Annotated in this window: 17 protein-coding genes; 12 read left to right on the top strand and 5 right to left on the bottom strand. The window is 60.4% G+C overall.

Annotation, left to right across the window (positions count from 1 at the left end; translation table 11 throughout):
• The first annotated feature begins 17 nt into the window (after positions 1-17).
• Positions 18-455 carry a hypothetical protein gene (locus JFU11_RS12175; protein ID WP_201060720.1) on the top strand — a complete coding sequence of 146 codons (438 nt, stop codon included), beginning with the start codon at positions 18-20 and terminating at the stop codon, positions 453-455.
• A 119-nt stretch (positions 456-574) separates the two neighbouring features.
• Here the strand turns inward: JFU11_RS12175 and ytfE are convergent, their stop codons facing one another.
• On the bottom strand, positions 575-1,249 hold the full coding sequence (ytfE, locus tag JFU11_RS12170) for an iron-sulfur cluster repair protein YtfE (protein ID WP_008075057.1): 675 nt from the start codon (positions 1,247-1,249) through the stop codon (positions 575-577).
• Between the two features lie 154 nt (positions 1,250-1,403).
• Between ytfE and norR the strand changes: the two genes are divergently transcribed.
• From norR to JFU11_RS12135, 7 genes are all read left to right on the top strand, one after another.
• On the top strand, positions 1,404-2,933 hold the full coding sequence (gene norR / locus JFU11_RS12165; protein ID WP_052964427.1) for a nitric oxide reductase transcriptional regulator NorR: 1,530 nt from the start codon (positions 1,404-1,406) through the stop codon (positions 2,931-2,933).
• A gap of 78 nt (positions 2,934-3,011) precedes the next feature.
• Positions 3,012-3,659 (top strand): pyridoxamine 5'-phosphate oxidase, encoded by a 648-nt coding sequence (gene pdxH / locus JFU11_RS12160; RefSeq protein ID WP_201060719.1) that lies wholly within the window; start codon positions 3,012-3,014, stop codon positions 3,657-3,659.
• Positions 3,660-3,969: 310 nt separating this feature from the next.
• Positions 3,970-4,524, top strand: a complete 555-nt coding sequence (moaB, locus tag JFU11_RS12155) for a molybdenum cofactor biosynthesis protein B (RefSeq protein ID WP_201060718.1) — start codon at positions 3,970-3,972, stop codon at positions 4,522-4,524.
• The gene (glp, locus tag JFU11_RS12150; protein ID WP_201060717.1) at positions 4,521-5,756 is read left to right on the top strand and encodes a gephyrin-like molybdotransferase Glp; all 1,236 of its coding nucleotides are present in this window, start codon (positions 4,521-4,523) and stop codon (positions 5,754-5,756) included. Before moaB ends, glp begins: the two co-directional genes overlap by 4 nt.
• 132 nt (positions 5,757-5,888) lie before the next feature.
• The gene (locus tag JFU11_RS12145) at positions 5,889-6,884 is read left to right on the top strand and encodes a peptidase U32 family protein (RefSeq protein ID WP_201060716.1); all 996 of its coding nucleotides are present in this window, start codon (positions 5,889-5,891) and stop codon (positions 6,882-6,884) included.
• 10 nt (positions 6,885-6,894) lie between these two features.
• On the top strand, positions 6,895-7,785 hold the full coding sequence (locus JFU11_RS12140; protein ID WP_201060715.1) for a U32 family peptidase: 891 nt from the start codon (positions 6,895-6,897) through the stop codon (positions 7,783-7,785).
• Entirely contained in the window at positions 7,779-8,249 is a 471-nt protein-coding gene (locus JFU11_RS12135) for an SCP2 sterol-binding domain-containing protein (protein ID WP_123722327.1), read from the top strand. Before JFU11_RS12140 ends, JFU11_RS12135 begins: the two co-directional genes overlap by 7 nt.
• Positions 8,250-8,372: 123 nt before the next feature.
• On the opposite strand, the gene JFU11_RS12130 is transcribed toward JFU11_RS12135, so the two are convergent.
• The 4 genes from JFU11_RS12130 to JFU11_RS12115 all read right to left on the bottom strand — a co-directional run bounded on the left by JFU11_RS12130 (position 8,373) and on the right by JFU11_RS12115 (position 12,053).
• On the bottom strand, positions 8,373-8,771 hold the full coding sequence (locus JFU11_RS12130) for a putative zinc-binding protein (RefSeq protein WP_201060714.1): 399 nt from the start codon (positions 8,769-8,771) through the stop codon (positions 8,373-8,375).
• A 74-nt stretch (positions 8,772-8,845) separates the two neighbouring features.
• Positions 8,846-9,520: a Crp/Fnr family transcriptional regulator gene (locus tag JFU11_RS12125; protein WP_201060713.1), complete on the bottom strand. Its 675-nt coding sequence runs from the start codon at positions 9,518-9,520 to the stop codon at positions 8,846-8,848.
• Positions 9,521-9,606: 86 nt separating this feature from the next.
• A complete protein-coding gene (gene narL / locus JFU11_RS12120) occupies positions 9,607-10,254 on the bottom strand; it encodes a two-component system response regulator NarL (RefSeq protein WP_123356592.1) in 648 nt (215 codons plus the stop codon).
• On the bottom strand, positions 10,251-12,053 hold the full coding sequence (locus JFU11_RS12115; RefSeq protein WP_123722329.1) for a HAMP domain-containing protein: 1,803 nt from the start codon (positions 12,051-12,053) through the stop codon (positions 10,251-10,253). The genes narL and JFU11_RS12115 overlap by 4 nt, the downstream gene beginning before the upstream one ends.
• A gap of 304 nt (positions 12,054-12,357) precedes the next feature.
• On the opposite strand from JFU11_RS12115, the gene JFU11_RS12110 reads away from it, so the two are divergent.
• From JFU11_RS12110 to narH, 4 genes are all read left to right on the top strand, one after another.
• Positions 12,358-13,662: a nitrate/nitrite transporter gene (locus JFU11_RS12110; protein WP_123722330.1), complete on the top strand. Its 1,305-nt coding sequence runs from the start codon at positions 12,358-12,360 to the stop codon at positions 13,660-13,662.
• Positions 13,640-15,037, top strand: a complete 1,398-nt coding sequence (locus JFU11_RS12105) for a NarK family nitrate/nitrite MFS transporter (protein ID WP_123722331.1) — start codon at positions 13,640-13,642, stop codon at positions 15,035-15,037. Before JFU11_RS12110 ends, JFU11_RS12105 begins: the two co-directional genes overlap by 23 nt.
• Positions 15,038-15,106: 69 nt before the next feature.
• Complete coding sequence (locus tag JFU11_RS12100; protein WP_201060712.1) at positions 15,107-18,880, top strand: nitrate reductase subunit alpha; 3,774 nt, start codon at positions 15,107-15,109, stop codon at positions 18,878-18,880.
• A gap of 1 nt (position 18,881) precedes the next feature.
• A complete protein-coding gene (gene narH, locus JFU11_RS12095) occupies positions 18,882-20,420 on the top strand; it encodes a nitrate reductase subunit beta (RefSeq protein WP_038982852.1) in 1,539 nt (512 codons plus the stop codon).
• Position 20,421 lies beyond the last annotated feature (1 nt).

Here is a 20,421-nt window from a genome sequence, read left to right as displayed (position 1 = left end):
GACAGAGGCTGGCGCTGATGTATCCCTTTTTACTGGTCACGCATTTGCTGGCAGCGATTGCCTTCATCGGCACACTGTTTTTCGAGGTGGTCATCTGGCATCGCGCGCGCCAGCAGTTGGCGGATCCCGCGCAAACCACGGCGGATCAGGCGATTGCCGTGCGCTCGCGCAAAGTACTGCATGGTGTAGTGCTGTTGTTGTATGGCGCCGGCATCGGCCTGGCGTGGCAGTACCGGGGTGCATTGAGTCAGCCGTTGGCCAGCAGCTTTGGTACGTTGCTGAGCCTGAAGATCATCCTGGCCCTGAGCATCATCGGTCATTACTTGCTGTTGGCCTATTGGCTGACCCATGCGCGCCTGACCACGACTCGCGCCACCTGGATTCGCCGCAGCATCCTCGGGCACATGGTGTTAATCGTGATCCTGGCCAAGGCGATGTTCTATTGGCACGGTTGATCGTGCTGGAAAACCCATAAATCCGTGGTGACGCCATTCGCGAGCAGGCTCGCTCCCACATTGGAATACCATCCCATGTGGGAGCGAGCCTGCTCGCGAAAGCGGCCTCCGAAAATCGATCAGTGACGAGGGTTCAGGGCATTGATGAACAGCACGTTGTTTTCCAGATGAATGTGTTGCATCAGGTCGTCTTTGAATTCCAGCAGCCCGCGATAGAGGGCGCGCCAGGTGTTACAGGCATCGGCAGGCGGGATGATGTGATTGGTCAGGGCGAGCATCTTCTCCAGGGCTTCACCATGTTGATCATGTTCGAAGCGCAGCACCTGGATCGGCGGAGCCGCTTGAGCACCGATGCCTTGTTGCAGCATCGGGAACAGCACCTGTTCTTCCTTGAGCATGTGGCCTTCGAGTTCCTGCTGCATGTCGGTCAGAAGATCGGCCAGGCCGTTGGGGCAGCTGCTGCGCGCGCCATGGACCTGCTCGACGCGACGGGCCAGGCGGATCAGTTCCGGCAGTTGCTCGCGGTGGCGGGCGTGGTAGCGCGCCAGAAGGTGAGCGATCAACAGTTCCAAAGGTTCGTTGCGCCAGTCGTGCTGCGTTTCGCCGGCGTCTTGCAGAATGTTCAGGGCGTCGGCAATGAGGACCGGATCGAGGTTTTTGCCAAGGGCCGCTTCACGCAGGCTTTTATGCCCGCCGCAACAGAAGTCCAGTTTGAAGGTATGAAAGATCCGGGTGGCACCGGGAATGTCGCAGGCCAGTTGGCCGAGGCTTTGTTCCAATAGGGTCTGGCTCATCAGGGTTCCTTGTTTGGGTTTCAACGGTTCCCCAGGCTCATTGCATCCGGCATGCCATATTTAAATGATTGAAAAATATGAATTTATTTTTAGTTGTGGTGATAGGCACCCTGACGCTTTAGGGTGAATCCAACCATAGAGGGTGATTACTACCATGCTGCGAGAAAGCCTGGCAGCCGACCTGATCGTCGAGTTGCCCAATGCCGTGCGGTTGCAACGACTGGTTCAGACCCTGCGCGAATACTTCAACAGTGGCGCCGTGGGTTTGCTGCGTCTGGATGACGATAGCCTCAGGCCCGTGGCGACGGTGGGGCTGGTTCATGAAGCGTTGGGGCGCCGGTTCGTCATCGCCCAGCATCCCCGGCTGGCGGCAATCATGGCGTCGCGCGAGCCGACCTGGTTCGAACCCGACAGTCGCCTGCCGGACCCTTATGACGGCTTGCTCGACAATCACGTCGGCGAACCGCTGCCGGTGCATGACTGCATGGGCGTGAGTCTTTATGTCGAAGGACGGATCTGGGGCGCGATCACCCTCGATGCGCTGCACGCCGGGACCTTCGACAGCCGGGCGCGGGAAGAGCTCAAGCGTTGCACCTTGCAGATCGAAGCCGCCGTGCGGGTCACCCGACTGGAACAGGAAAACCGTAGCTTGCGTCTGTCCCGCAGCGATCCCCAGGATTTTCGAATGCCGGTCGAGGAGGGCGAGATCCTCGGGCAGAGTGAGGTGCTGCATCAATTGCTCAATGAGCTGGATGTACTGGCCGACTCCGATCTGCCGGTATTGCTGTTGGGCGAGACTGGCGTCGGCAAAGAGTTGTTCGCCCGGCGCTTGCATCGTCTTTCTAGGCGCCACCACAAACCGCTGATCCACGTTAACTGCGCCGCTTTGCCGGAGTCGCTGGCAGAGAGTGAGTTGTTCGGGCATGTCAAAGGCGCCTTTTCCGGCGCCACCAGTGACCGTGCCGGACGCTTCGATGCCGCCAACGGAGGCACGCTGTTTCTCGATGAAGTCGGTGAATTGCCATTGGCCGTGCAAGCGAAGTTACTGCGTACCCTGCAAAACGGTGAGATCCAGCGCCTCGGCGCCGACAAGCCGCTGCACGTCGATGTGCGCATCATCGCCGCCACTAACCGGCATCTGCCGGACAGTATCCGCGACGGCTTTTTTCGCGCCGATCTGTATCACCGGCTCTCGGTGTATCCAGTGCCGATTCCACCCCTGCGCGAGCGCGGTAACGATGTGTTGATGTTGGCCGGGCATTTCCTTGAACTCAATCGGGCGCGGCTCGGCCTGCGTGGTTTGCGCCTGTCGCCGGCGGCCGAACGCGCGCTGCTGCTTTATACCTGGCCGGGCAATGTGCGCGAACTGGAGCATGTGATCAGTCGGGCTGCGTTGAAGCAGCTCAGTCGCGGTACGAGTCGCGCGTTGATCATGACGCTGGAGCCTGAAATTCTCGATCTCGACAGCGCGATGGCGGCATCGGGGACGGTGGTCGAACCATCCCCGGACGTTACGGCTGATCTGCCGTTCCAGCCCTTGGGTGAAGCCGTCGACGATTACCAGCGCAAGAAAATTCTCCAGGCCCTGAGCCTGTCCGGGGAAAACTGGGCCAGCGCCGCGCGAATCCTCGAAGTCGATCCCAGCAACCTGCACAAACTGGCGCGGCGGCTGCGTCTCAAGTAGGCGACAGTGTTGATGGCGGTCAAGGTGGTATCGCGCAGTGCCTCGCACACTGCGTAAAACCTTCCGGAGATCACCGTCATGCCGCTTTCCCTGGCTCAGATGCGCCGTAACTACACCCTTAATGGCCTGCAAGATGAGGCGGCGCTGGACGATCCGCTGGCGATGTTCCGGCAGTGGCTGCAACAGGCTCGCGACACCGAGTGCGCACCTGTCGAGGCCAATAGCATGGTGCTGGCGACGGTCGACCCTGAAGGACGGCCGCACTGTCGAGTTCTGCTGCTCAAGGGATTGAGCGATGAAGGCTTTACTTTTTTCGGCAACTACCAGAGCGACAAGGGTCAGCAACTGGCCGCTAATCCCTATGCCGCGATGACGTTTTTCTGGCCGGGACTGGAGCGTCAGGTGCGTATCGAAGGGCAGGTGTCCAGGCTCGATCCGGCGTTGTCGGATGCGTACTTCGATTCTCGCTCCATGGCCAGTCGCCTGGGGGCCTGGGCTTCACCGCAAAGCCGTCCGCTGGCCAGTCGCGCAGCGCTGGAATCCATGCTGGCTGAAACCATCAAGCGCTTCGTTGGCCAGGCCGTGTCGCGTCCAGAGCATTGGGGCGGCTATTGCCTGCACCCTGAACGTCTGGAGTTCTGGCAGGGGCGGGCCGACCGCTTGCATGATCGACTTGATTACCGGTTGCGTGATGGTCTGTGGAAACGGAGCCGGTTGGCGCCTTGAGCCCCATTACCAAGGGAAAATGGTGAGCCGAACGCAGAACCTGTGGCGAGGGGGCTTGCCCCCGTTCGGCTGCGAAGCAGTCGTAAAACAGGCTAATGCGCGCTACCTGAAAAGATGCGGTGGCAGGTTTTTGGGGCCGCTTCGCAGCCCAACGGGGGCAAGCCCCCTCGCCACAGGCTGTGTTACTTGTCGTCACCGCCGACTGGTATTCCCCTATGTCCCCGACGAGGTACCTCCTTGGAGGAATTGGCTCGCTCGCTATTCCGGTTCAGGCTTCGGGCCATACCCTCATCTACGGGAAGACCTGGATATGGCCCATCTGGCGCAACGCACGTTTGAACCCCTGAACATTGCCGTACTGACCATCAGCGATACGCGCACCTTTGACACCGATACTTCGGGGCAGACCCTGACGGATTTGCTGCAAACAGCCGGGCATGTGTTGATCGATCGTGATCTGGTCAAGGACGACATTTATCAGATCCGCGCAACCGTTTCCCGGTGGATCGCCGACCCCAAAGTGCAAGTGGTTTTGATGACCGGCGGCACCGGTTTCACCGCTCGCGACAACACACCGCAAGCGGTCTTGCCATTGCTGGACAAACATGTGGAAGGCTTCGGCGAATTGTTCCGGCAGGTGTCTCTGGAGGAGATCGGCATGTCCAGCCTGCAGTCCCGGGCACTGGCCGGCATGAGTAACGGCGTACTGGTGTGCTGCGTTCCAGGCTCGCCGGGTGCCTGCCGGACTGCCTGGAACAAGATCCTGCTCGAACAATTGGACAGTCGCACCGGCCCGTGCAATTTCGCCCCGCATTTGAAACCGCAAGCGCAGCGGATCATCGACGCCTGCGGGACGCGCACATGACCGGCCGGGTGTGCGACATCGGCAACCTGATGCCCGTGGACGAGGCCATCAGCCGTCTGCTGGATCAGGCACCGCCGCCGCCCCTGGCGCATATGGTTCGTCTGGATCAAGCCATGGGGCGGGTGCTGGCGGCGGACATTCATTCCCCGGTGAACCTGCCGGCCTGGGACAACAGTGCCATGGACGGCTATGCCCTCAGGGCAGCTGACCTGCCCCAGGCGGGTGGCTGTTTATCGATTGGCGGGCGCATTGCGGCGGGGGATCAAGCGTGCTCGCCCTTGCTCGCGCAGCAGGCGGTGCAGATCTTTACCGGCGCGCCATTGCCACCGGGTGCCGATACCGTCGTGCCGCAAGAGCGCTGTCGGGTCGAGGGCGAGCGCGTCTGGTTCCCGCCTGTATCCGTTGGCGACCATGTGCGCAAGGAGGGTGAGGAAGTTCGCCGCGGGGATCTGTTGCTCAAGGCCGGTAAACGCCTGCGCGCACAAGAACTGGGGTTATTGGCTGGCGCTGGTATCGCGCGGGTCGAGGTCTATCGGCCGTTGCAGGTGTGCCTGCTCAGCAGCGGTAATGAACTGCGTGAGCCGGGCGATCCCTTGGCGCCGGGGCAGATTTACAACAGCAACCGGTATTGCCTCGCCGCGTTGTTGCGCGGCTGGGGCGTTGAGGTGCACGACTATGGCGTCATGGTCGATGAGTTGGCGGCCAGCCGGCATGCCTTGAGTCTGGCGTCTTCGGAATGCGACTTGCTGTTGAGTTCCGGTGGCGTATCGGTGGGCGAGGAAGATCACCTCAAACAGGCGATCGAGGAACTGGGCAACGTCGATTTCTGGCGGCTGGCCATTCAGCCGGGCAAGCCACTGGCCTTTGGTGAAGTGGCCGGCAAACCGTGGATCGGCATGCCGGGAAATCCGTCGGCGGCGCTGATTACCGCGTTGGTGGTGGTGCGTCCGTTCCTGCTCAGGGCCCAAGGCGTGACTGACGTACTGCCGGTGCCGTTAGCCGTGCCAGCCGGGTTCGACTGGTTGCAGCGTAACAAGCGTCGGCAGTACCTGCGGGCCAGATTGACGCCCGGAGCTGACGGCCAGTTGAGCGTGGAACTGCACCCTCAGCAAAGCTCGGCCATGTTGACCGCCGCGTGCTGGGCCGATGGGCTGGCGGTGATCGAGTGCGAGCAGCAAGTGCTCAAGCACGACAACGTGATGTTCCTGTCCTTCGCCGACCTGATGCATTGATGGCAATTGATTGCCGTCAAGGCCGTGCCTGCCGGTCTCGCTAGACTGGCAGCGCCTTTTTCGATCGCCCCGGACCTTCGCGTCATGGGCATCAGGCGATGGCCCAGACGCGTTTTTTCATGAGGATTACCCATGCAACTGGTCTGCCCGGCAGGGAATCTGCCTGCGCTTAAAGCGGCGGTGCGCCAAGGCGCCGATGCCGTCTATGTTGGCTTTCGCGATGACACCAACGCCCGGCATTTCGCGGGGCTGAACATGGACGACAAACAGTTCGACGCCGCGGTCGCCCACATTCGCCAGCATCAACGCAAACTCTACGTCGCGGTCAACACGTACCCGCAACCCAAGGGCTGGGAGCGCTGGCAGCGGGCGGTGGATCGTGCCGCCGATTTCGGCGTCGATGCGCTGATCGCCGCCGACCCCGGGGTGCTCAACTACGCCAGTCAGCGGCATCCGCAACTGGCGTTGCACCTGTCGGTCCAGGGCTCGGCGACCCATGCCGTGGCGCTGGAGTTTTATGCGCAGCGCTATGGCATTCGACGCGCGGTGCTGCCGCGAGTGTTGTCGTTGGCGCAAGTACGCCAGGTCGCTGCCAGCAGCCCGGTGCCCATCGAAGTGTTTGGCTTCGGCAGCTTGTGCATCATGGCCGAGGGGCGTTGCCATCTGTCTTCCTACATCACCGGCGAGTCGCCGAACCTGTGCGGTGTCTGTTCGCCGGCCAAGGCTGTGCGCTGGAGCGAGGACGCCGAAGGCTTGAGCGCGCGCCTCAGCGAAGTGCTGATCGATCGCTACACCCCTGACGAACCGGCCGGTTACCCGACCTTGTGCAAGGGCCGTTTCCTGGTCGGCGGCAAACGCTTTCATGCGCTGGAGGAGCCCACCAGTCTCGACACCCTGGACTTGCTGCCGGAACTGACGGCCATCGGCGTCGAAGCGGTAAAAATTGAAGGCCGCCAACGCAGCCCGGCCTATGTTGAACAAGTCACCCGCGTCTGGCGCGCGGCACTGGACGCCCATCGTGGCGCACCGGGCAATTTTCGGGTCAAGGAGGAATGGCGTCAGGTGCTGGCCGGTTTGTCCGAAGGCAGCCAGACCACCCTGGGTGCTTATCATCGATCATGGCAATGAGGGATTCGACATGAAACTCAGCCTGGGACCGGTCCTGTTTTATTGGGACAAAGAGCAACTCAGCAACTTTTACGCCGAGATGTCGGCCTTGCCCCTGGATGTGATTTACCTGGGGGAAACCGTGTGCTCGAAACGCCGGGCATTTTCACTGGATCAATGGCTGGGGTTGGGCCGTGAGTTGCAGGAATGCAGCCAGGCGCAATTGGTGCTTTCCAGCCTGACGCTGATCGAAGCGGCGTCCGAACTCTCTAGCCTGCGCCGGCTGTGCGACAACGGCCAATTGCTGGTGGAAGCCAACGACATGGGCGCGGTGCAGTTCCTGGCCGAGCGCAAGCTGCCGTTCGTGGGCGGCCCGGCCCTCAATCTGTACAACGGTCACTCATTGGCGCAATTGCTCGACAGCGGCATGACCCGCTGGGTGCCGCCCGTGGAATGTTCGGCGGCGCTGATTAGCGATGTGATCGAACAGGTACGCGAACTGGGCCGTGCAGTGCCGGAAGTTGAAATCTTCGCCTATGGGCATTTGCCGTTGGCCTATTCCGCCCGCTGCTTTACGGCTCGGGCGGAAAACCGGCCCAAGGACGACTGTCAGTTTTGCTGCATCAACTACCCCGACGGCCTGGCGCTGACCAGTCAGGAAGGGCAGGCGTTGTTCACCATCAACGGTATTCAAACGATGTCGGCCGAGGTGACCAATCTGCTGGCCGATTACTCCGGGCTGGTGGCCTGCGGCGCCGATCTGTTGCGCTTGAGCCCTCGTGCTCAGGGCATGGCCGAAGTGGTCGCGGCCTATCAACGGGTTCGCCTGGGCGAGACACCGCCGCTGTTCGTCGAAGGGTGCAATGGTTATTGGCATGGCCAGGCCGGCATGCTGCGCGTCGAGGAGGTCGGCCTGTGTTGAATCGAAAAAAGTGGCTGTTGAAAGGTGCCGACCGGTTGTTGCCGTTGGTGCGCCGGGTGCCTTTTGCCGTGCAGCGCCTGGCGTTGCAACAGGCGCTGAATCGCTGCCTCGCCGAGCCGTTACGCGATGGTGAGTTCGAGGTTTTGCGTGGGCGTTGGTTGTGTTTGCGGATTCCGGATCTGGGGTTGTCCTGGTATTTGACGCTCAGTGGTAAAGGGTTGCGGATTGCTGAGCACGCTACTGCGCATGTGACGATCAGTGGTAACTGGCGGGAGTTTTTGCTGCTAGCGAGTCGTCAGGAAGATCCGGACACGTTGTTTTTTCGCCGGCGTTTGGTGATTGAGGGGGATACGGAGTTGGGGTTGGCGTTGAAGAATCTGATCGACAGTCTGGATCCTGATGTGTTGCCTGTGTGGTTGTGGCGCAATCTGGAACGGGCGGGGAAGGGGTTGGCGGCAGGATGACCGACACAGATTAAGTGTGGGAGCGAGCCTGCTCGCGATGAGGCAGGTACATTCAACATTGATGTCGACTGACACTCCCTTATCGCGAGCTGGCTCGCTCCCACATTGGATTTTTGTTGTTCTTCAGGCCATCGTTTCCCGGCGGCTTTCATGCTGGCGAGCATCACTGGCAATCAACTGCCTGATCCCTTCAAACAACTCATCACTCTGCGCCTGCGTGCAATCCACACCATGGCGTTTACGCAGCCCGTAATGACTGAGAATCAGGTGCACATCAGCATGCAGGCCATGTTGCTTGAGGCAGTTTTCAACGCATTGCAACGGGCAGCCATCCAGCGCGAAGATCCGGCGCCCCGAGCGCGCTTTGTTGACCAGCGCCGCCACATGCCCGCCGACACCGGCGACGCAGGACATTTCAGCCAGGCCGCTGCGGTCCAGTCGCACGGCCAGGGTGTTGGCCAGTTGGGCGACGTTGGAGCAACCTGAGCAGGAGTAAACCAAAGGCAGGGTTGAACGGGGCATTTGTACTCTCCGTGGATGGACGCTGCCAGTGTGCAAGGCGCGTGGCATTGCGCCTTGATGACGGTCAATTCCGACTATTGGAAAGCCGCCAGCTCTTCTTCAGCGAGAATGCTGATATGGCGACGCTCCATGGCGATCAGGCCGCACTCCACCAGGCGATGCAAAATCCGCGAGAAGGTTTCCGGCTGAATCCCCAGCTTCGACGCCACCAGGCGTTTGGACACCTGCAAGACAATCTGGCCGGTAACCGGGTGGCGTTCCTGGAATAGAAAATTAATCACCCGACGGCTCGCGCTGGCCATGGTCAAGGTATCGATGTCGCGCAGACGCAGGTGCAGGTGAACGCTCATGCTCGCGAGGATCGCCAGGCAGACTTTCGGCTGGTCCTCCAGGGCATTGCGGTAATGGTTGCCCTCGATACTCACCAGCACGCTGTCCTTCAGCGCGGTGGCGCTCACCGGGTAGAGCCGGGCCTGGCTGAACAGCAAGGCTTCGGCAAAGGTCTGGCCGGGCTGGATGATCTCCACCAGGTTCTCCTGGCCTTCGCCGGTGAGCCGGTACAACTTGACCTGGCCGCTGACCAGCAGGAAAAAACGCTTGGCCGGATCCCCTTGATGCATGAGCGTGCTGTGACAACTCAGGCGCTTGAGCATGGCCAGGTTGCAGACTTCCTCGAAGACTTTCTCCGGGAGCTGGCTGAACAGATGATGACGACGCAACGTTAAAACGATGGAAGGGTGGGTCAGCATGGCGTACCTCCGCTGACCGTCATAGTAGAGAGCGCAGGCCAATTGACCTATGCCTCTGCAGGCCTACCTCCAAGGAGGGATGCCCGTCAGCCCGCACTGCGCAGATGCTCCATGGCCCACACCGCCGCCTCCACCCGCGAGCGCAAGCCGAGTTTGTGCAGCAGGTTTTTCACGTGGACCTTGACCGTCCCTTCGGTGATGCCCAGCTTGTGCCCGATGACCTTGTTGCTGAAGCCGCTGGCGATGGTTTTCAACACTTGGCGTTCACGCTCGGTCAATTCCACCACGGCCTGGCGCGGCGGCGAGCGCAGCGCCTGGGCCATGACTTGAGTCAGGCCGGGGCTAATCACCAAGGCGCCGTTCAAGGCATCGCGGATGTACTGGATCAACAGTTCGGGTTCCATGTCCTTGAGCAGATAACCGTCGGCATCCAGCCGTAGTGCATCGCGAATATCGTCTTCGGCGTCCGACACGGTGAACAGCAGCACTTTGCCGGTGTAGTTCATCGCCCGTAATCGGCGCAGGGTTTCGATGCCATTCATTTGCGGCATGTTGTTGTCGAGCAAGACCAGATCCGGTCGAAGCGGCTCAATCAGGCCGAGTGCTTCTTCACCCTGGCTGGCTTCGCCGACGATCAGGAAATCATCTTCGAGTTCGAGCATCTGGCGTATGCCATGACGCATCATCGGGTGGTCGTCTACCAGCAGGATTCTGTGTTGCGGGGACGGGGTCATGTGACGCTACCTTCTGTTTGCTGCCCGAGAAATTCCGGATGGAATTCCAGTTGGACACGGGTGCCTTGGGGTTCCCTGGAGATGATCTGCAGCTGGCCGTGCAAGCTGCGAGCCCGCTCATCCATGATGTTCAGGCCGTGGTGTTCGCGTTGGTCGACGTTGCCGCTGAAGCCGCGACCGTCGTCTTCGACCGACAACCTGACTGTCTCGCCGTCTTGGCGCAGTTGTAGCCAGGCGTTTTGCGCATGGGCGTGGCGCAAGCAGTTGGAGAGCGCCTCGCGGGTGATCTGCAGAATGTGGATTTGTTCGCTGGCCGTTAGCTGAAAGGCCAGCGTGTCGACGTGCAGATGCACCTGAAACTCCCCGCGACGAGAAAATTCCTCGGCGGTGTCCTTGAGTTCCTGCACCAGTCCCGCATCGTGAATCTGCAAACGAAAAGTCGTCAGCAACTCGCGTAACTGGCGATAGGCATTGTTCAGTCCCTCGCGCAATTCGGCGGTGACGGTTTCCAGGGTCTGGACCGGTTCGCCCCGACGCATCAGGGTTTGCATGCGGCTGACTTGCAGCTTCATGTAGGACAGGGCCTGGGCCAGTGAGTCGTGCAGCTCGCGGGCGATGATCGTGCGTTCTTCGAGCAGCAGCAGGCGATGATCCTGTTCCCGTTGACGCTTGAGCGAGAGTGAGGTGCCGATCAGGTTGGCCAGGGCCTGGATCAGTTGGGTTTCCCAGGCTTGCATGGGATGGCCATCGACAAAGTGCGCCTTCAGCTCACCCAGTTCACTGCCCTGGTTGCTGATGCTGAAGGCTTGCGGATTGGCTTTGTGGTGCTTCTGGCAAGTGGCGCAGTCGGTACTGGCGCAGACTTCGCGGATGTTCGCGCCGTGCAGGGCCAGTAGCTGTTGGGCCGGTGCCTGCAGTTGGCCTTGCAAGCACAGCGACAGGCGCAAGCCGGGCAGGCGCTGCTGGAAGCGTCGAATCAATTCATCGAGGCCTTCGGCATTGGCCAGGCGTGTGGCCAGGCTTCGGCTGCTTTGATACAGAAGCTCCAGGGCGGCATTGGCTTGTTGCAGGTTCAGGGTTTTTTGCCGGACCTGACTTTCCAGGGTGCGATGCGACTCTTCGATCGTTTCGGCCATGGTGTTGAAACTCGTGGCCAACTGGCCCAGTTCGTCCTGGGACTGATGGTTGACCCGCACCTTGAAGTCGCCGCGACGAAAGCGCTGGGTCGCGTCCACCAACTCCTTGAGGGGCGTGACGACACCGTACTGCAACTCGTACAACCCGATCAGCAGGACAATCATGGTGGTAAACAAGGCCATGCCCTGAATCGCCTGTTGCCAGCCCTGCTTTTGTTCACTCTGACGCTGCAACAGATTGACGAACTGGTTCAGTTGCTCAACGAAGGAATGAGCCTGGACTTGAAAGGCAGCCGCATCGCCGCGCTCAAGTGCCGGGCGTAAATCCTCGTTCCATTGTTGCTGGATTTGCCCATAGCTGACTTGCAGGGCGGCGGTCGGGCCATCTTCCAGCACGGCCTTGAGTGACTGGCTGGTGAGACGGGTTTGCAGGCTGTCGGTGATGGCAGCGATTTCTGAGGGCGTTGCACCCGCGGCCAGTTTCCAGCTCAGGTGGTAAGTCTCCATGCGCACCGAGCCTGCGGTGTTGATGGCGGCGGCATCGCCCTGGCTGAACCAGGCGATCAACCCGGCGCTCAACGAACTGGCGAGCGCCAGCACGGCGATCAGGATCACCGCCAGCCCGGCGCGAGCGGGCAGGGAGCTGCGCAACCAGCGCATCATCGGGTCCGGTCCGGGAAAAAAATCAGAAAACAGAGCATGAAAAGTTCCAGCGTGTGGTTTTGCCGCCGATCCCGGGCGCGCTACCTCTAAAGAGTTGTCGACTGTTCCTTGTCAGCAAAAGCGTCGGTTAAAACCCTCAACAGGCTGATAAATAAAGGGTTTTAAGGTTGTCTTGCACTACCTCCTTAGAGGTAGACCGCACAAGCATAGGCCTATGCCCCCTAGGGCTTCGTTGACATGGGTCAAGTTTTTGCGGGGTTGGCCTCTCTAGTCTGCCGCCATGGCTAACTGACTGGAGAGCATTGTGACCCAACCGCGTGTACGACAAGGCTTGGTGCTGGGCATGAGCACGCTGGCCTTCACTGTGTGCTTTATGGTCTGGATGATGTTTGCCGTGCTCGGGGTGCCGATCAAGGACCTTCTCCAGCTCAACGAAACTCAGTTCGGCCTGCTGGCCGCGACCCCGGTGCTGACCGGCTCGCTGGTGCGTTTGCCGCTGGGTTTGCTGACCGACCGTTTTGGCGGGCGCAGCGTGTTCTTCCTGCTGATGCTGGCCTGCGTCGCGCCGCTGTATTTGATCAGCCACGCCACTGCCTACTGGCAGTTCCTGGTGCTGGGCTTGTTCGTCGGCCTGGCCGGCGGCTCGTTCTCGGTGGGGATTGCCTACGTCGCCAAATGGTTCGACAAGGAGAACCAGGGCTTTGCGATGGGCATCTTCGGCGCCGGTAACGCCGGGGCTGCGGTGACCAAGTTTCTCGCTCCGGCACTGATCGCAGCCGGCAGCTGGCAGCTGGTGCCGAAAGTCTTCAGCGCGATCCTCTTCATTACCGCGCTGCTGTTCTGGTTCCTCAGTGCCGAAAACAAGGACCACCACAGTGCCACCGGCGCCACCTTGCGTGAGCAATTGCGCTCGCTGAAAGACCCTGCGGTGTGGCGCTACTGCCAGTACTACTCGATCGTCTTCGGTGGCTACGTCGCCCTGGCCCTGTGGATGACCAAGTACTACGTGCAGGAATACGGTTTCAGCCTGCAAAGCGCGGCGCTGCTGGCGGCCTGTTTTTCCCTGCCCGGTGGCGTGCTGCGCGCCGTCGGCGGTTGGATGTCGGATCGCTGGGGTGCGCAAAGCGTGACCTGGTGGGTGTTGTGGGTCAGCTGGATCTGCCTGTTCCTGCTCTCGTATCCCCAGACCCAACTGCAAGTGCAGACCATCAACGGCCCGGTGGATTTCCACATCGGCCTGAGCCCTGCGTTGTTCACCGTGCTGCTGTTCGTCATGGGCATCGCCTTCGCGTTCGGCAAGGCCTCGGTCTTCAAATACATCGCCAATGACTACCCGAAAAACATGGGCGCGGTGTCCGGCATCGTGGGCCTCGCCGGTGGTCTGGGTGGCTTCGTGCTGCCGATCCTGTTCGGCGCCCTGGTGGACCTCACCGGCGTGCGCTCTTCCTGCTTCATGTTGATGTACGGCGTGGTCTGGGTCTCCCTCACCTGGATGTACTTCAGCGAAATACGCAAAAGCCCGGTGCTGGGTAAAGCGCCGCTGCTGACCCCGTCCCCGATTTCCCGCATTGCCCTAGGAGAAGAACATGTCCGTTCTGCAAAAGCCTGACAAAGGCCCGGTCATTCATGACTGGCGCCCCGAGGACCCCGCGTTCTGGGGAAGTAGCGGCAAACAGACCGCCACTCGCAACTTGTGGATTTCCATTCCTGCGCTGTTGTTGGCCTTCGCGGTGTGGATGGTCTGGAGCACGGTGATTGTGCGTTTGAACGCCATCGGCTTCACCTTCACCACTGACCAGCTGTTCTGGTTGGCGGCATTGCCGGGACTGTCCGGTGCAACCTTGCGCGTCTTCTATTCCTTTATGGTGCCGATCTTCGGTGGCCGTCGCTGGACCGCCCTGAGCACCGCGTCGCTGTTGTTGCCATCGATCTGGATGGGCTTCGCCGTGCAGGACCCGAGCACCTCGTACAGCGTGTTCGTGTTGATTGCCTTGCTCTGCGGTTTTGGTGGCGGCAACTTTGCCTCGAGCATGTCCAACATCAGCTTCTTCTACCCCAAGTCGCAGCAGGGCACGGCCCTGGGCCTCAATGCCGGGTTGGGTAACCTGGGCGTCTCGGTGATGCAGTTCTGTGTGCCGCTGGTGATTACTTTCGGGGTGTTCGGCTTCATGGGCGGCTCGCCGCAAGCACTGCCGGACGGTGGCCAGTTGTGGCTGCAGAACGCCGGTTTCATCTGGGTGCCCTTTATTGTCCTGGTGACGGTGTTGGCCTGGTTCGGCATGAATGACCTGTCCAGTGCCCGCGCTTCTTTCAGCGAACAGGCGGTGATCTTCAAACGCAAACACAACTGGCTGATGTGCTGGTTGTACCTGGCGACCTTCGGTTCGTTCATTGGTTTCTCCGCCGCGTTTCCGCTGCTGATCAAAACCTCCTTCCCTGACGTGATTGCCTTGAAGTTTGCCTTTCTCGGTCCACTGGTTGGCGCTCTGGTACGGCCATTGGGTGGCTGGCTGGCCGACAAGCTCGGTGGCGCGAAAGTGACCTTGTGGAACTTCGTGCTGATGATCGTGATGGTGTTCGGTGTTCTGCACTTTCTGCCGCAAAGCGGCCAGGGCGGTAACTTCTACGGCTTCCTCGGTATGTTCATGCTGCTGTTCATCACCACCGGCGTCGGCAACGGTTCCACCTTCCGCATGATCCCGGTGATCTTCCGCACCCAACATGAAAAAGCCTCGGCCGGCAAACCAGCCGCCGTGCGCGAACAAGCGCTCAAGGATGCCGGCAAAGAATCAGCTGCGGTCCTGGGCTTCAGTTCGGCCATGGGCGCCTTCGGCGCGTTCTTTATTCCCAAATCCTTCGGCACTTCGATGGCCCAGACCGGCGGCCCGGAGATGGCCTTCTACATGTTCGTCGGCTTTTACCTGAGCTGCATCGTGGTGACCTGGTGGTGGTACGCGCGCAAAGGCGCCGCGACACCCTGCTGAGCCGAGCTGCATCCAACCATTGCGTGGGCGGGGCACAGACTCCGCGACAAAGCCTGAGAGGACTACACCGTGAGTCATTTACTGGATCAATTGCGGTTTTTCAACCGTAAGCAAAACGAGTTTTCCGACGGTCATGGAGAGACCCGCAAAGAGTCTCGCGATTGGGAGAACGTCTACCGTTCGCGCTGGCAGTACGACAAGATCGTACGGTCCACCCACGGGGTGAACTGCACCGGCTCCTGCTCGTGGAAAATTTACGTCAAGAACGGCCTGATCACCTGGGAAACCCAGCAGACCGACTACCCGCGTACCCGTAACGATCTGCCCAATCACGAGCCCCGTGGCTGCCCGCGTGGTGCCAGTTACAGCTGGTACATCTACAGCGCCAACCGCCTCAAGTACCCAAAAATCCGCAAGCCGTTGCTCAAACTCTGGCGTGATGCGCGGCAGACCATGGCGCCGGTCGAAGCTTGGGCCAGCATCGTCGAGGACAAGGTCAAGGCCGATTCCTATAAAAGCAAACGCGGCATGGGTGGCTTCATTCGTTCCAACTGGGAAGAAGTCAACGAGATCATTGCCGCGGCCAACGTCTACACCATCAAGCAATACGGCCCGGACCGGATCGTCGGCTTCTCGCCGATTCCGGCCATGTCGATGGTCAGCTATGCGGCCGGTTCGCGTTACCTGTCGCTGATCGGCGGCGCCTGCCTGAGTTTCTACGACTGGTACTGCGACTTGCCACCGGCCTCGCCGATGGTCTGGGGCGAGCAGACCGACGTGCCGGAATCGGCCGACTGGTACAACTCCAACTACATCATTGCCTGGGGCTCCAACGTTCCGCAGACCCGTACCCCGGACGCGCACTTCTTTACCGAAGTCCGCTACAAGGGCACCAAGACTGTGGCGATTACCCCGGACTACTCGGAAGTCGCCAAGCTCACCGACCTGTGGCTGAACCCTAAGCAGGGCACCGACGCGGCGCTGGCCCAGGCGTTCAACCATGTGATCTTCAAAGAATTCCACCTGGACAAACCGAGCGCTTATTTCACTGACTACGCCAAGCGCTTCACCGATTTGCCAGTGCTGGTGCTGCTCAAGCAAATGGTCGACAAGGCACCGGGCGCCGGTTACCAGCCGGACCGCTTCCTGCGCGCCAGCGACCTGACTGACAACCTCGGCCAGGAAAACAACCCGGAATGGAAAACCATCGCCCTTGATGTCAGCGGCGAACTGGTGTCCCCTCAGGGTTCCATCGGCTATCGCTGGGGTGAGAAGGGCAAGTGGAACATCCTGTCCCGTGAAGGCGGCGAAGGCCGTGAGATCGATCTGAAACTGAGCCTGATCGGCGATGACGTTGCCGAAGTGGCGTTCCCGTATTTTGCCGGCGAATCCCACGAGCATTTCCAGCACGTGGCCGGCGATGCCGTGCAATACCGCCGCGTGCCGGTGCATAACGTGGTGCTGGCGGACGGCAGCGTGGCCAAAGTCGCCACCGTGTTCGACCTGTCGGCTGCCAACTTGGCGATTGATCGCGGCCTCGGCGGCGAAAATGTGGCCAAGGATTACGACGACGCCTCGGTGCCCGGCACCCCGGCGTGGCAAGAGCAGATCACCGGCGTCAGCCGCGAGAAAGCCATCCAGATTGCCCGTGAGTTTGCCGATAACGCCGACAAGACCAAGGGTCGCTCGATGATCATCGTCGGCGCGGCGATGAACCACTGGTACCACATGGACATGAACTACCGCGGGCTGATCAACATGCTCATGCTCTGCGGGTGTGTCGGCCAGACCGGTGGCGGTTGGGCGCATTACGTCGGTCAGGAAAAACTGCGTCCGCAATGCGGCTGGCTGCCACTGGCGTTCGGCCTGGACTGGAATCGTCCGCCTCGCCAAATGAACGGCACCAGCTTCTTCTACGCCCACAGTTCGCAATGGCGCCACGAGAAGATGAGCATGCACGACGTGCTCTCGCCGCTGGCCGATAAATCACAATTTCCCGAGCATGCCCTGGACTACAACATCCGCGCCGAACGCGCCGGCTGGTTGCCCAGCGCGCCGCAACTCAACACTAACCCTTTGCACATTTGCCGCGACGCGGCTGCGGCCGGCATGGACCCGAAAGACTATGTGGTCAAGTCGCTGCAGGACGGTTCGCTGCGCTTCTCCTGCGAACAGCCGGACAGCCCGGTCAACTTCCCGCGCAACATGTTCATCTGGCGTTCCAACCTGCTGGGCTCCTCGGGCAAGGGCCACGAGTACATGCTCAAGTACCTGCTCGGCACCAAAAACGGGGTGATGAACGAAGACATCGGCCAGGTCGGCGACTGCAAACCCGAAGAAGCTGAATGGGTGGACGAGGGCGCCATTGGCAAGCTTGATCTGGTCACCACGCTGGACTTCCGCATGTCTTCGACCTGCGTCTATTCCGACATCGTCTTGCCAACCGCGACCTGGTACGAAAAAGACGACATGAACACCTCGGACATGCACCCGTTCATTCACCCGTTGTCGGCCGCCATCGACCCGGCGTGGGAATCGCGTTCCGACTGGGAAATCTACAAAGGCATCGCCAAGGCGTTCTCCAGCATGTCCGAAGGGCATCTGGGCGTTGAAAAGGACCTGGTGACGATCCCGTTGATGCACGACAGCGTCGGCGAACTGGCCCAACCGTTTGGCGGCACCGACTGGAAAAGCGACGGCGTGGCACCGGTGCCGGGCAAGAACGCACCGAACCTGCACGTGGTGGAGCGTGACTACCCGAACATCTACAAACAGTTCTCGTCCCTCGGGCCATTGCTGGAAAAACACGGCAACGGCGGCAAGGGCATCAACTGGAACACCGAAGACGAGGTGAAATTCCTCGGTGAACTCAATCACAAAGAAGGCGATGCCGGTATCAGTCACGGCCGTCCGAAAATCGACACGGCCATCGACGCCGCCGAAGTGATTCTGTCCCTGGCGCCGGAAACCAACGGCCAAGTCGCCGTCAAGGCCTGGGCCGCGTTGTCGGAATTCACCGGTATCGACCACAGCCACCTGGCGCTGTCCAAGGCCCACGAGGCGATTCGTTTTCGCGACATTCAGGCACAGCCGCGCAAGATCATTTCCAGCCCGACCTGGTCGGGTCTCGAAGACGATCACGTCAGCTACAACGCCGGCTACACCAACGTTCACGAGGGGATCCCATGGCGCACCATCACCGGTCGCCAGCAGTTCTACCAGGATCACCCGTGGATGCAGGCGTTCGGCGAGCAATTGATGAGTTATCGCCCGCCCGTCAACACCCGCACCATCGAAGGGGTGAAAGGCAAGCGCAGCAACGGCGAGATCGAAATCGTCCTGAACTGGATTACTCCGCACCAGAAATGGGGCATCCACAGCACCTACAGCGACAACTTGCTGATGCTGACCCTCAGCCGTGGCGGGCCGATCGTGTGGCTCTCGGAGAACGACGCGAAACGCGCCGGCATCGAGGACAACGACTGGATCGAATGCTTCAACGTCAACGGTGCACTGACCGCCCGGGCGGTGGTCAGCCAGCGCGTCAAGGACGGCATGGTGATGATGTATCACGCACAGGAACGGATCGTGAACGTGCCAGGGTCGGAAACCACCAAGACCCGTGGCGGCCACCACAACTCGGTCACCCGCGTCGTGCTCAAGCCGACCCACATGATCGGCGGCTATGCCCAGCAGGCTTACGGTTTCAACTATTACGGCACGGTCGGTTGCAACCGCGACGAATTCGTCGTGGTGCGCAAAATGTCCAAAGTCGACTGGCTCGATGGTTCAAGTGGCGATGACCTGCCACGTCCGCTGCCGACCGATATCGAGGAGAACTGAGATGAAGATTCGCTCACAAATCGGCATGGTTCTGAACCTGGACAAGTGCATCGGTTGCCACACCTGTTCGATCACCTGCAAAAACGTCTGGACCAGCCGCGAAGGCATGGAATACGCCTGGTTCAACAACGTCGAATCGAAACCCGGGATCGGCTACCCGAAAGAATGGGAAAACCAGGACAAGTGGAAGGGCGGCTGGATCCGCAATGCCAACGGCACGATCAACCCGCGCATCGGCGGTAAATTCCGTGTGTTGGCGAACATTTTTGCCAACCCGGATCTGCCGAGCCTCGACGATTACTACGAGCCCTTCGACTTCGATTACCAGCACCTGCACACCGCGCCGCTGGGCGAGCATCAGCCCACTGCGCGTCCGCGCTCGCTGATCTCCGGCAAACGCATGGAAAAAATCGAGTGGGGCCCGAACTGGGAAGAAATCCTCGGCACCGAATTCGCCAAGCGTCGCAAGGACAAGAACTTCGACAAGATCCAGGCGGACATTTACGGCGAATACGAAAACACTTTCATGATGTATTTGCCGCGCCTGTGCGAGCACTGCCTCAACCCGACGTGCGCGGCGTCGTGCCCGAGCGGGGCGATCTACAAGCGTGAAGAAGACGGCATCGTCCTGATCGACCAGGAGAAATGCCGTGGCTGGCGGATGTGCATCAGCGGCTGCCCGTACAAGAAAATCTACTTCAACTGGAAGAGCGGCAAGTCCGAGAAGTGCATCTTCTGCTACCCGCGGATCGAAGCCGGGATGCCAACTGTTTGCGCGGAAACCTGCGTCGGGCGCATTCGTTACCTCGGGGTGCTGCTGTATGACGCCGACCGCATCAGCGAAGTGGCGAGCACCGCCAATGAGCAGGACCTGTACGAGAAACAACTGGAGATCTTCCTCGATCCGAACGACCCCGCAGTGATTCGTCAGGCTCTGGCCGATGGCGTACCGCAGTCGGTGATCGATTCAGCCCAGCGTTCGCCGGTCTACAAAATGGCCGTGGACTGGAAACTCGCACTGCCGCTGCACCCGGAATACCGCACCTTGCCGATGGTCTGGTACGTACCGCCGCTGTCGCCGATTCAGAACGCTGCCACTGCCGGCACCGTTGGTATGAACGGGGTGATCCCGGACGTCGACAGCCTGCGTATTCCACTGAAGTACCTGGCGAACTTGCTGACCGCCGGCGATGAAAAACCGGTCAAGCGTGCGCTTAAACGCTTGCTGGCGATGCGCGCCTACAAACGTTCCGAGCAAGTCGATGGCGTTCAGGACCTGCAAGTTCTGAAGGATGTCGGTTTGAGCGTGGCCCAGGTCGAGGAGATGTATCGCTACCTGGCGATTGCCAACTATGAAGACCGCTTTGTGGTACCGAGCGCGCACCGTGAAGACGCCATGAGCGACGCCTTTGCCGAACGCTCCGGTTGCGGCTTCAGTTTCGGCAGCGGCTGCAGCGGTAGCTCCGACACCAACATGTTCGGTGCGAAGAAAGCCAACCGCCGCGACATCCTGAAAACCGTCCAGTTGTGGGAGGAATGAG

This window comes from Pseudomonas sp. TH37 (genome assembly GCF_016650735.1).
Taxonomy (GTDB): domain Bacteria; phylum Pseudomonadota; class Gammaproteobacteria; order Pseudomonadales; family Pseudomonadaceae; genus Aquipseudomonas; species Aquipseudomonas farris.
The sequence above is the reverse complement of the archived record's forward strand: the minus strand, read 5'-3'. Positions and strand labels throughout refer to the sequence as shown.